Consider the following 11,475-nt stretch of genomic DNA (forward strand, 5'->3'; position numbering starts at 1 on the left):
CTCACCCGTAGCGCGCCAGATGCGGCACAGCCGTGCCTCGATGCTAACCGTGGGCGGATGGCCGCCCTGGCGGCCGAGATCCATCCGGGAACGTCAGATCCGCAGTTCACGCTGCGCGGCCGCAGGGCGGAGTCGTGACCATATCCAGCCGATGAACTCTTGGTGACGATCCGTCCCACGTGCGGATCGCGGTGCCGCGGGCGTGCTCGGCCGCAGCGAGTCGAAGATATACAAGATCGAAGCAGGCGATGTCGGCATCAACCGCGGCGACCTCATCGTCATGCTCGACCGCTACGGCATCATCGACGAACAGCGCCGCGCCACCATCTTCGACCTCCAGCAGCAGGGCAAGCAGCGTGGCTGGTGGGCCAAGTACGGCCAACTGCCCAGCAACTACATCGCCGCACCGGCGGGCTTGAGGTCATGCGCACCCAGCTGCGCCACCTGGTCGAGATGAGCAAGCGGCCAAACGTCGAGCTGCAGGTGCTGCCGTTCAGCGAGGGCTGGCACCCCGGCACCGTCGGCTCCTTCTCGATGCTGGAGTTCCCGGAGGATGTCCACAGCCCGGTGTCGTACGTGGTGAGCCAGGCTGGCGACGCCTATCTGGAACGTGAGGATGACATGCGTCGGGTTACCCTTACCTACACCCACCTGCACGCGGCGGCGCTCAGCGCCAGCAAGTCCCGCGACCTGATCGCCGCCATCGCCAGGGATCTGGCTTAGACCCGGAAGAAGGAGGCGCGGCGATGGATCTGTCTCGCGCCGTGTGGCACAAGAGCACCCGCAGCGACGCCAACGGCCAGTGCGTAGAGGTGGCGCTGAACCTTCGCGGCGTTGTGCCGGTACGCGACAGCAAGGATCCCTTGGGGCCTGTGCTGGTGTTCGGGGCGACGACCTGGACCGCGTTCGTGGCTTCGATAGCGGCAGGCGGGTACAGGGCGTAAGCCCCGAGCACGCCCGACCTCTTCCGGGCCTGTCGCCGGTGGCCACTGCTGGGCTTCGGTCGTCCCGGCGTGCGTCGACCCGCGCGCCCCGGATCGTGTCGATGCACTCGTAATTTCTTGCGGCGGCAGAGCGTTAGGCCCGGTCGACTACCGTCCCACCCTGCGTCTGTTGGCTGGGTCAAGCAACCGCCTCGCCTCCCAGTCCGGGTTCGCAAGACCCTGGATCAGGCGCCCTCGATCTCCCCACCGTGACCTCGGCCCGCCTGGCCGATGTGGTCTTCCACCGCGACACGCCCGACACAGCATCTGGTGTTTCCTCGTTCGGTCGCACCCATATATGGTGTTGCTCGCAGCTGGTTCGGCTACCGATCCTCGGTAGCCGAGGCAAGAGGGAACCCGGTGCGAATCCGGGGCTGCCCCGCAGCGGTGAGTGGGAACGACCGCCGTCACACGGCACTGGACCCTCGGGTCCGGGAAGCGACGGCCAGTAGGCACGAGTACGACGCCCGCGAGTCCGAAGACCTGCCAGCGCGCCGCACGCGACGTGTGCGGCGGTCGAAGGCCGCGCGGGACGGCCGACGTCATCAGCCGGGCCTCGGCAGCTGTGCCGACGGTGCCCGGCGGCGTCCTTCCGCGCACCCGTCGACCTCTTGGGACAGGCGTGAGGAGGGGGACATGACCGCGACGCGCGAGGAGGTTGCGCCGGACCAGGCGGTGCCGGAGCAGCGCCGGCACGTGATGCGGGTCCGCAAGCGCAACGGCGACACCGAGCCGGTGGACGTCAACAAGATCGTCAGGGCGGTGGAGCGGTGGGTCGCCGACCTGGACGAGGTGGATCCGCTGCGGGTGGCGACGAAGACGATCAGCGGGTTGTACGACGGGGCGACCACGGCCGAGTTGGACAAGCTGTCGATCCAGACGGCGGCGGAGCTGATCGGCGAGGAGCCGCAGTACTCGAAGCTGGCGGCGCGGCTGCTGGCCGCGTACGTGGACAAGGAGGTCCGCGGTCAGGGGGTGGCGAGCTTCAGCCAGTCCATCCGGTACGCCCACGGGCTGGGGCTGATCGGGGACGAGACGGCCGCGTTCGTGGCCCGCAACGCCCGCAAGCTCGACGACGCCGTCGACCCGGACGGTGATCGGCGGTTCGAGTACTTCGGCCTGCGTACGGTCGCGGACCGGTATCTGTTGCGGCATCCGGAGTCGCGGCTGGTGGTGGAGACGCCGCAGTACTGGCTGCTGCGGGTCGCCTGCGGCCTGTCGCAGACGCCCGGCGAGGCGATCGACCTCTACCGCCTGATGTCCAGCCTGGCGTACCTGCCGAGTTCGCCGACGCTGTTCAACTCGGGCACCCGACACACCCAGATGTCGTCGTGTTTTCTTGTCGACTCGCCGCGCGACGAGCTCGACTCGATCTACGAGCGCTACCACCAGGTGGCGAAGCTGTCGAAGTTCTCCGGCGGGATCGGCATCTCCTGGTCGCGGGTCCGTGGTCGCGGCGCGTTGATCCGGGGCACCAACGGCAGGTCGAACGGGATCGTGCCGTTCCTGAAGACGCTCGACGCCGGGGTGGCGGCAGTGAACCAGGGTGGCCGGCGCAAGGGCGCCGCCTGCGTCTACCTGGAGCCGTGGCACCCGGACGTCGAGGAGTTCCTGGAACTGCGGGACAACACCGGCGAGGACGCCAGGCGTACCCACAACCTCAACCTGGCGAACTGGATCCCGGACGAGTTCATGCGCCGGGTGGAGGCGGACGGCGAGTGGTCGCTGATCGACCCCTCCGACGCGCCGGAGCTGCCCGACCTGTTCGGGGAGGCGTTCGACGAGGCGTACCGGGCGGCGGAGAAGAAGGCCGTCCGGACGGTGAAGGCCCGGGACCTGTACGGGCGGATGATGCGCACGCTGGCGCAGACCGGCAACGGGTGGATGACGTTCAAGGACGCGTCGAACCGGCTCTCCAACCAGACCGGGGCGCCGGGCAACACCATCCACCTGTCGAACCTCTGCACCGAGATCCTCGAGGTGAACAGCGACGCCGAGACCGCGGTCTGCAACCTGGGGTCGATCAACCTGGGTGCGCACGTCACCGCGGACGGCGTGGACTGGGAGAAGCTGCGGGCCACGGTACGTACCGCGGTGGTGTTCCTGGACCGGGTGATCGACATCAACTACTACCCGGCGGAGCAGGCGGCGGCGTCGAACCCGCGCTGGCGACCGGTCGGGCTCGGGTTGATGGGGTTGCAGGACGCGTTCTTCACGCTGCGCCTGCCGTTCGACTCCGCCGCGGCCCGGGAGCTGTCGACCCGGGTGCAGGAGGAGATCTTCCTGACCGCGCTGGAGACCTCGGCGGGGCTCGCCGAGCGGTTCGGCCCGCATCCGGCGTACGCCGAGACCCGCGCGGCGCGGGGCGAGCTGCACCCGGACCTGTGGGGTGCCGAACTCGGCCAGGTGGAGCGGTGGGCCGCGCTGCGGTCGACGATCGCCGCGCACGGCCTGCGGAACTCGCTGCTGGTGGCGGTCGCGCCGACCGCGACGATCGCCTCGATCGCCGGCTGCTACGAGTGCATCGAGCCGCAGGTCTCCAACCTCTTCAAGCGCGAGACCATGTCCGGCGAGTTCCTCCAGATCAACACCTACCTGGTGCGGGAGCTGAAGGCGCGCGGGCTGTGGACGGCGGCGATCCGCGAGCAGGTCAAGCGGGCCGAGGGCTCCGTGCAGGGCGTCGTCGACATTCCCGGCGACGTACGGGAACTGTTCCGCACCGCGTGGGAGCTGCCGCAGCGGGCCCTGGTCGACCTGGCCGCCGCCCGTGCCCCGTACATCGACCAGTCGCAGTCGTTGAACCTGTTCATGAGCGCGCCGACCATCGGCAAGCTCTCCTCGATGTACCTCTACGCCTGGAAGTCCGGGCTGAAGACGACCTACTACCTGCGGTCGCGTCCCGCGACCCGGATCCAGCAGGCCACCGTCGCGGTCACCCCGGCGACGAAGCCGATCGTCGCGGTGAGCGACGACGAGGCGCTCGCCTGCTCCCTGGAAAACCCCGAAAGCTGCGAGGCCTGCCAGTGACCACCACTCCCGAAACCCGCACCAGCACCGGCAGCGGCACCGGTGAGCGGCACCTGCTGCTCGACCCCGGCATGGATTTGACCCTTCGGCCGATGCGCTATCCGCAGTTCTTCGACCGGTTCAAGGACGCGATCAAGAACACCTGGACCGTGGAGGAGGTCGACCTGCACTCCGACCTCGCCGACCTGGCCCGGCTCTCCCCGGCGGAGCGGCACCTGGTGTCCCGGCTGGTGGCGTTCTTCGCCACCGGCGACACGATCGTCGCCAACAACCTGGTGCTCAACCTCTACCAGCACGTCAACTCCCCGGAGGGCCGCCTCTATCTCTCCCGGCAGCTGTTCGAGGAGGCCGTACACGTCCAGTTCTACCTGAACCTGCTGGACACGTACGTTCCGGACGAGAAGGAGCGGTTCGAGGCGTTCGCGGCGGTGGAGAACATCCCGTCGATCGCCCGGAAGGCCGAGTTCTGCTTCAGGTGGATCGACTCGATCTTCGAACTGCGGGAGCTGACGACCCGCGAGGACCGGCGGGCGTTCCTGCTCAACCTGATCTGCTTCGCCGCCTGCATCGAGGGACTGTTCTTCTACGGCGCCTTCGCGTACGTGTACTTCCTGCGCTCGCGGGGTGTGCTGCACGGCCTCGCCTCGGGCACCAACTGGGTGTTCCGGGACGAGTCCATGCACATGGCCTTCGCCTTCGACGTGGTCGACACCGTACGCGCCGAAGAGCCGGACCTCTTCGATGCCGAGCTGGAACAGCAGGTCAGGGACATGCTGGCCGAGGCGGTGGAGTGTGAGGTCCAGTTCGCCGCCGACCTGCTCGAACAGGGGGTCTCCGGCATGTCGCCGGCCGACATGCGCGAGTACCTCCAGCACGTCGCCGACCGGCGGCTGGCCATGCTCGGCATCGAGCCGATGTACGGCAGCCGTAACCCCTTCGCGTTCATGGAGTTGCAGGACGTGCAGGAGCTGTCGAACTTCTTCGAGCGGCGGGTGTCGGCCTATCAGGTCGGGGTCACGGGGGCGGTGAGCTTCGACGACGATTTCTGATTCGTACGCCGGGCGGCCTGGCGCCGATCCGACCGCCGGACCCGTACCATGGCGGATGGTGCTGGTTCGCCCCACTCCACAGGGTGGGGCGTCGTAAGAGGGAACCCGGTGCGAGACCGGGACTGCCCCGCAGCGGTGAGTGGGAACGACCGCCGTCAACGAAGCACTGGACCGGAAGAGGTCTGGGAAGCGACGGCCAGTAGGCGACCGTAGAGGTCATGCCCGCGAGTCCGAAGACCTGCCAGCGCTGCGCACACCACCCGGTGTGCGCCGCTGGCGGTCTCTCGGGAGGGCCAGGGCGGAAGCCGGTACCGTGCCGTACCCTGCCTCCCCCTCCCGCGCCCGCCGGACGCTTCGAGGGAAGGACCCTGTTTGATGAGTACCGCATTCGGCCAGAGCACCGTGCTCGGCTATCCGCGCATCGGTGCCAACCGCGAGCTGAAGAAGGCCGTCGAGGCGTACTGGGCCGGCGGCATCGACGCGGAGGCTCTGGAGCAGACCGCCGCCGGGCTCCGGGCCGAGGTCTGGCGGACGCTGGCCAACGCCCGTCTCGACGCCATTCCGTCGAACACCTTCTCCTACTACGATCACGTGCTCGACACCGCCGTCGCGGTCGGCGCGATTCCGGCCCGGTTCGCCCGGCTCGGCCTCTCCGAGCTGGACACCTACTTCGCGATGGCGCGCGGCGTCGACGCCGCGCCGGCGCTGGAGCTGACCAAGTGGTTCGGCACCAACTACCACTACCTGGTGCCGGAGATCGGCCCGGACACCGTCTTCACCGCCAACCCGGCGAAGGCGCTGCGCGAGTTCGCCGAGGCCCGTGACCTGGGGGTCACCACCCGGCCGGTGCTTGTCGGGCCGGCGACGTTCCTGCTGCTGGCCAAGGGCGCCGACCCGTTCGCCCGGCTCGACGACCTGGTCGAGACGTACGCCGGGATCCTCACCGCGCTGGCCGAGGCGGGCGTGGCCTGGGTGCAGTTGGACGAGCCGGGCTACGTCGCCGACCGCGGCCCGGCCGAGATCGACGCGCTGCGCCGCGCCTACACCCGGCTCGGCGCGCTCGAACGGCGGCCCCGGATCTTCGTGGCCACCTATTTCGGCGAGCTCGGCGACGCCCTGCCGGCCCTGCTGGACACCCCGGTCGAGGCGGTCGGCCTGGACCTGGTCGCCGGGCCGGGCAACCTCGAACGGCTCGCTGGCGCCGGCCCGCTGCGCGGCAGGACCATCGTCGCCGGCCTGGTCGACGGGCACAACATCTGGCGTACCGACCTGCGCGGCGCCGTCGCGGCCGGGGCGACCGTCGCCGGGCTGGCCGACCACGTCGCGGTCTCCACCTCCTGCTCGCTGCTGCACGTCCCGGTCGACCTCTCCGTCGAGACCCGGCTCGACCCGGACCTGTACGCCCGGCTCGCGTTCGCCCGGCAGAAGGTGGACGAGGTCGTCCTGCTCGGGCGGGCGCTGCGCGACGGGACCGCCCACCTGCCCGAGCGGCTGCCGCCCGTCCCGGCGGCCTGGCGGCACGACGACGTCCGGGCCCGGCTCGGCGCGCTCGCCCCGGCGGACCGGCAGCGCGGCGACTATCCGGACCGGGCCGCCGCCCAGCAGCGGCGGCTGGGGCTGCCGGAGCTGCCGACCACCACGATCGGGTCGTTCCCGCAGACCGCCGAGCTGCGCAGGGCCCGTGCCGAGCACCGGGCCGGCCGGCTCGACGACGCCGGCTACGTGCAGCGGATGCGCGCCGAGGTCGAGCACGTCGTCCGGCTCCAGGAGCAGCTCGGCCTGGACGTGCTCGTGCACGGCGAACCGGAGCGCAACGACATGGTCCAGTACTTCGGCGAGCAGCTCGACGGGTTCGCCGCCACCAGGTACGGCTGGGTGCAGTCCTACGGCTCCCGCTGCGTACGCCCGCCGGTCATTCACGGCGACGTGGCCCGCAGGGCGCCGATGACGGTCGACTGGTCCACCTATGCCCAGTCGCTGACCAGCAGGCCGGTCAAGGGGATGCTCACCGGACCGGTCACCATCCTGGCCTGGTCGTTCGTCCGTACCGACCAGCCGCTGGCCGACACCGCCGACCAGGTCGCGCTCGCGCTGCGCGACGAGTGCCGCGACCTGGAGGCCGCGGGGATCCGGGTAATCCAGGTCGACGAGCCGGCGCTGCGCGAGACCCTGCCGCTGCGCCGGGCCGACCAGAATGCGTACCTGGACTGGGCGGTCGGCGCGTTCCGGCTGGCCACCAGCGGTGTCGCCGACGACACCCAGATCCACACCCACCTCTGCTACAGCGAGTTCGGCGAGGTGATCAGCGCGATCGACGCCCTCGACGCCGACGTGACAAGCATCGAGGCGTCCCGGTCGAAGATGGAGGTCCTCGACGACCTCGCCGCGATCGGCTACCGCCGGGGCGTCGGCCCCGGGGTGTGGGACATCCACTCGCCGCGGGTCCCGTCGCGCGACGAGGTGGTCGAGGCGCTGCGGCGGGCGGTCGCCGCCGTCCCGGCCCAGCGGCTCTGGGTCAACCCGGACTGCGGCCTGAAGACCCGCGGCTACGCCGAGGCCGAGGCGTCGCTGCGGCACCTGGTCGCCGCCGCCGCCGAGGTCCGCGGAGACTGACAACGCCAGGCCGGGTGGGCTCCCCGCAGGGGCCCGCCCGGCATGACCCGGGAGTGACCGTGAGTGTCGGGTCGACCGCCTTCCGCTCCGTGATCGAGGCGGTCCGCGCCGTCGAGCACGCCAAAGCCCTCTTCGACGCCCCTACGCCGACGTTCAGCCACACTCCGGCGCCAGCAGGATCCGGTCGCGGGATCCGGCGTCGACGAGGTCGTGTGCCTCGGCGGTTCGTTCCAGGGGCAGCGGGGCGCGGATGGGGATGGACAGCGCCCCGTCGTGGGCTGCGGCGGTCAGGTCGGCCGCCGCCTGCTGTTTGGCCTCGGCGGGGAAGTCGTCACTGCCCAGCAGCCGGATGGTGATGTTGTCGAACAGCATGGGCCAGAACGGGAGGCGGGGCTGCTCGTGGCTGGTGGCGTAGGCCGCGATGACCGCCTGGTTCTTCGTCACGGCGGCGTCGAGGTCGATGTTGTCGGAGAATGACACCTCGATGATGCGGTCCACGCCCTGAGGGGCGTGTTCCCGGATCGCGGCGGCCGGGTCGTCGGTGTCGAGGGCGATGACGGGGACTCCGGCGAGTTTGACCTGTGTGGCGTCGTGCTGCCGGCGGACGGTGGCGATGACGGTGGCGCCTGCCCACAGGGCCAGCTGCGCGGCCAGGGAGCCGACGCCGCCGAGTGCTCCGTGCACCAGCACTGTGCTGCCGGTGACCGGTCCGTCGGCGAAGACCGCGCGGTGGGCGGTGATGCCGGGGATGCCGAGGGCGGCGCCGACGTCGTCGCTGACGGTGTCGGGCAGCTCGACGGCGTGGTCGTACGGGACCACCGTGAATTGCGCGGCGGTCCCGTACGGCCGGTACGACTGTGCGCCGAACACCCAGACCCGGCGGCCGAGGCGGTCCGGGGTGACTCCGGTGCCGACGGCGTCGATGACGCCGGCGCCGTCACTGTGCGGGATCACCCGGGGGAAGGGCATCCCGTAGCCGACCCAGTCGGCCCGTTTCTTCGTGTCACCAGGGTTGATGCCGGAACGGGTCAGTCGGACCCGGACCTCGCCGGGGCCCGGGGCCGGGTCGGGCATCTCGCCGACCTGGAGTACGGCGGTCGCCGGGCCCGGGTGCTCGTACCAGACTGCGCGCACGTCGTCTCACTCCCTTTCGTGGGTCACGTCCGCCCGGGGTTGTCACAGACCGATCTGTGCGTAGAAGGACTGGTTGTCCCAGAAGAGGAACTCCTCGTCCATGTAACCCCTGCGGCGGTTCCAGATCCCGATGGTGGCCATGTTGATTGCGTACTTCTTGCCGGTGGGCGGGAGGAAACCGCCGTTGCCGTCGGGCATGGGGCGGGTGAAGGTGCCGCGCATGACCCCGGTGACCGCGGTGAACTCGTTCATGGCGATGCGGATCGGGTGTTCGAGGATCCGGGTGTCGGGCGCCCACACGAACAGCGCTTTCAGGTCGGCGATGTGCTGGTCGATGCCGTCGGTGTAGTGCCCGTCGGGCCAGTGCACCCGGATGTTCGGGGCGTGGCTCTCGCCGAGGCGGCTCCAGTCGGCGTGGGTGAAGACGTCGAAGTCGAGTTCGTCGAAGGTCTTCAGGTGGGCCCGCTCGGCTGGGTCGAGGCCGTGCGGGAACGGCGGGTTGGGCACCGGCGTGGTGGCCGGGTCGGGCAGCGGTGTGGTGCGCAACGCCTGGTGGGCCAGGGCGGGCTCGCCCAGGGCGAAGGCGCTGAGCGCGGTCGCGCCGAGCGCGGCGGCGCTGCTGTCGCGCAGAAGGGTGCGGCGGTCCATCACGGTACTCACTCTCTCGTGGGTTGCGATGTCGACCTCGAGCATCGAGGTTTCTGCAAGAAACCGCAATCCCCTAGATACCGCTGTGAGTGAGGTAACGTTGCCTGGTGGAAACCTGGACTGATCAGCCCGCGGACCTGTATGACGTGTTCGCGCGCATGTGTCCGTCGAGGTCGACACTCGAGCGGGTGACCGGCCGCTGGGGCAGCCTGATCCTGGGTGCGCTGGCGGGCGGGCCGATGCGTTTCAACGAGTTGCGGCGCCGGGTGGACGGCATCAGCCAGAAGATTCTGGCGCAGTCGTTGCAGGCGCTGGAGCGCGACGGTTTCGTCGCACGCAACGAGGTCAGCACTTTTCCGATGCACGTTGAATACTCGCTGACCGGCTCCGGGCGCGCCGTCGCCGAGCACCTGCTGGCCCTGTTCGCCTTCCTGCAGGCCCAGATGCCGGCGGTGCTGCAGGCGCAACGCGACTACGACAACCGGTAACCGCTGAGGCCGGCTAGCCGTCGTTGTTCGATTCGACCAGGACGCGGTGAATTTTTCGTCCGGATCGACGAACACCGGGTCGGGCCTGGGATTTTACGATCGCGATATGACGACGATCACAGACGTCCAGGCGATCCTGGAGGCTCGTGTTCCGGAACTGCTCCGGGGATACCGGATACCGGGCGCGGCCTGGGGGGTCCTGCACGACGGCCGGATCGTCGACGGCGCCGCAGGGCTGCTGAGCACCACCACCGGAGTCGAGGCGACGCCGGACTCGCTCTTCCAGATCGGCTCCATCACCAAGCTCTGGACGAGCACGCTCGTGCTGCAGCTGGCCGACGAGGGCAGCATCGACCTCGACGTGCCGGTCCGCACGTACCTGCCGGAGTTCCGGATCGGCGACGAGGAGGCCGCCGAGGTCGTCACGACCCGGCAGTTGCTGAACCACACGGCGGGCTTCGAGGGCGACATCTTCACCGACACCGGCGTCGGCGACGACTGCCTGGCGAAATACGTCGCCACCCTGCACGACGTGCCGCAGCTCTTCGCGCCCGGCGAGCAGTTCTCCTACAACAACGCGGGATACTGCGTGCTCGGCCGGCTCGTCGAGGTGGTGCGCGGGATCCCGTACGACGACTGCCTGCGCCGGCACCTGATCGGGCCGCTCGGCCTGACCCACACGGCGACCGGGCCGTACGAGGCGATCCTGCACCGGGTCGCGGTCGGCCACCTGGAGCCGGAGCCCGGTGCCGGTCCTCGTCCGGCGCCCGTCTGGGCGCTCGCCCGGTCCAACGCGCCGGCCGGTGCCATGCTCGCGATGCGCCCCCGCGACCTGCTCGGCTTCGCCCGGATGCACCTCGAGGACGGCCGGGCCACGGACGGCACGCGTGTGCTGGCGTCGGGCACCCCGGCCCGGATGCGGCGGCGCGAGGTGGCCCTGCCCGATCTCGGGCTGATGGGCACCTCCTGGGGGCTGGGCTTCGAACGCTTCGACACCCCCGGCGGCGCGCTGGTGGGGCACGACGGCAACACCATCGGGCAGGCCGCCTTCCTCCGCCTGGCCGTCGAGGACGGGCTCGCCGTGGCGCTGATGACCAACGGCGGCGATGCGATGTCGCTCTACCGCGACGTCTTCCGCCTCGTGCTGGGCGAGCTCGGCAGAGTCGCGCTGCCCGACCTGCCGCGACCGCCCGAGAACCCGCAGCCGGTGGACGCGCGGCGGTTCGTCGGGACGTACACCTCGCAGGTGGCCGACCTGACGGTCAGCCAGGACGAGGACGGCCGGATCTGGATCGAGCAGACGCCCAAGGGCGACATCGCCGAACTCGTGGGGCAGGCGTCCCGCAAAGAGCTCGTGCAGTACCGCGGCGACAGCCTCATTCCGCTGGAGCCGGAGCACGGCATCCACGCACCGCACGCGTTCGTCGGCGACGACGGCGCGGGCCGCGCCCGGTTCCTGCACGTCGGCCGGGCCGTCCGCCGGGCGGACGCCACCGCACCGCCCGCCTGAGCCGGGCCCACCACGCCCATCCC

At 70.3% G+C, this 11,475-nt stretch carries 10 protein-coding genes and 2 riboswitches; of the genes, 8 read left to right on the forward strand and 2 right to left on the reverse strand.

The genetic code is table 11. The features are described from left to right. Window positions 1-202: 202 nt before the first annotated feature. From ACN27G_RS01345 to metE, 6 genes are all read left to right on the forward strand, one after another. Window positions 203-457: a hypothetical protein gene (locus ACN27G_RS01345; RefSeq protein ID WP_421490942.1), complete on the forward strand. Its 255-nt coding sequence runs from the start codon at window positions 203-205 to the stop codon at window positions 455-457. Next, on the forward strand, window positions 424-723 hold the full coding sequence (locus tag ACN27G_RS01350) for a Scr1 family TA system antitoxin-like transcriptional regulator (protein ID WP_421490943.1): 300 nt from the start codon (window positions 424-426) through the stop codon (window positions 721-723). The genes ACN27G_RS01345 and ACN27G_RS01350 overlap by 34 nt, the downstream gene beginning before the upstream one ends. Window positions 724-746: 23 nt before the next feature. Next, window positions 747-944, forward strand: coding sequence for a DUF397 domain-containing protein (locus tag ACN27G_RS01355; protein ID WP_421490944.1), 198 nt, complete (start codon window positions 747-749; stop codon window positions 942-944). A 337-nt stretch (window positions 945-1,281) separates the two neighbouring features. After that, window positions 1,282-1,488, forward strand: a riboswitch (cobalamin riboswitch). A gap of 131 nt (window positions 1,489-1,619) precedes the next feature. Then, window positions 1,620-4,010, forward strand: coding sequence for a ribonucleoside-diphosphate reductase subunit alpha (locus ACN27G_RS01360; RefSeq protein WP_421490945.1), 2,391 nt, complete (start codon window positions 1,620-1,622; stop codon window positions 4,008-4,010). After that, the gene (locus tag ACN27G_RS01365; protein ID WP_421490946.1) at window positions 4,007-5,059 is read left to right on the forward strand and encodes a ribonucleotide-diphosphate reductase subunit beta; all 1,053 of its coding nucleotides are present in this window, start codon (window positions 4,007-4,009) and stop codon (window positions 5,057-5,059) included. The genes ACN27G_RS01360 and ACN27G_RS01365 overlap by 4 nt, the downstream gene beginning before the upstream one ends. A 45-nt stretch (window positions 5,060-5,104) precedes the next feature. After that, window positions 5,105-5,319: riboswitch (cobalamin riboswitch) on the forward strand. Between the two features lie 115 nt (window positions 5,320-5,434). Further along, window positions 5,435-7,672 carry a 5-methyltetrahydropteroyltriglutamate--homocysteine S-methyltransferase gene (metE, locus tag ACN27G_RS01370; protein WP_421490947.1) on the forward strand — a complete coding sequence of 746 codons (2,238 nt, stop codon included), beginning with the start codon at window positions 5,435-5,437 and terminating at the stop codon, window positions 7,670-7,672. Between the two features lie 153 nt (window positions 7,673-7,825). Here the strand turns inward: metE and ACN27G_RS01375 are convergent, their stop codons facing one another. Together ACN27G_RS01375 and ACN27G_RS01380 are read right to left on the reverse strand one after the other, a co-directional pair. After that, entirely contained in the window at window positions 7,826-8,806 is a 981-nt protein-coding gene (locus tag ACN27G_RS01375) for an NADPH:quinone reductase (RefSeq protein ID WP_421490948.1), read from the reverse strand. Window positions 8,807-8,848: 42 nt separating this feature from the next. Beyond that, window positions 8,849-9,466 (reverse strand): ester cyclase, encoded by a 618-nt coding sequence (locus ACN27G_RS01380; RefSeq protein WP_421490949.1) that lies wholly within the window; start codon window positions 9,464-9,466, stop codon window positions 8,849-8,851. 95 nt (window positions 9,467-9,561) lie between these two features. Between ACN27G_RS01380 and ACN27G_RS01385 the strand changes: the two genes are divergently transcribed. Continuing rightward, entirely contained in the window at window positions 9,562-9,942 is a 381-nt protein-coding gene (locus tag ACN27G_RS01385) for a winged helix-turn-helix transcriptional regulator (RefSeq protein ID WP_421490950.1), read from the forward strand. 106 nt (window positions 9,943-10,048) lie between these two features. Beyond that, window positions 10,049-11,452, forward strand: coding sequence for a serine hydrolase domain-containing protein (locus ACN27G_RS01390; protein WP_421490951.1), 1,404 nt, complete (start codon window positions 10,049-10,051; stop codon window positions 11,450-11,452). The last annotated feature ends 23 nt before the right edge of the window (window positions 11,453-11,475 follow it).

The sequence above is a fragment of the Plantactinospora sp. WMMB334 genome, from assembly GCF_049179095.1.
Lineage (GTDB): Bacteria > Actinomycetota > Actinomycetes > Mycobacteriales > Micromonosporaceae > Plantactinospora.

Excerpts from the sequence above, each read along its gene's own strand:
- ACN27G_RS01360 (WP_421490945.1), top strand. The coding sequence starts at position 1,620 with ATGACCGCGACGCGCGAGGAGGTTGCGCCGGACCAGGCGGTGCCGGAG.
- ACN27G_RS01355 (WP_421490944.1), top strand. The coding sequence starts at position 747 with ATGGATCTGTCTCGCGCCGTGTGGCACAAGAGCACCCGCAGCGACGCC.
- ACN27G_RS01390 (WP_421490951.1), top strand. The coding sequence starts at position 10,049 with ATGACGACGATCACAGACGTCCAGGCGATCCTGGAGGCTCGTGTTCCG.
- metE (WP_421490947.1), top strand. The coding sequence starts at position 5,435 with ATGAGTACCGCATTCGGCCAGAGCACCGTGCTCGGCTATCCGCGCATC.
- ACN27G_RS01350 (WP_421490943.1), top strand. The coding sequence starts at position 424 with ATGCGCACCCAGCTGCGCCACCTGGTCGAGATGAGCAAGCGGCCAAAC.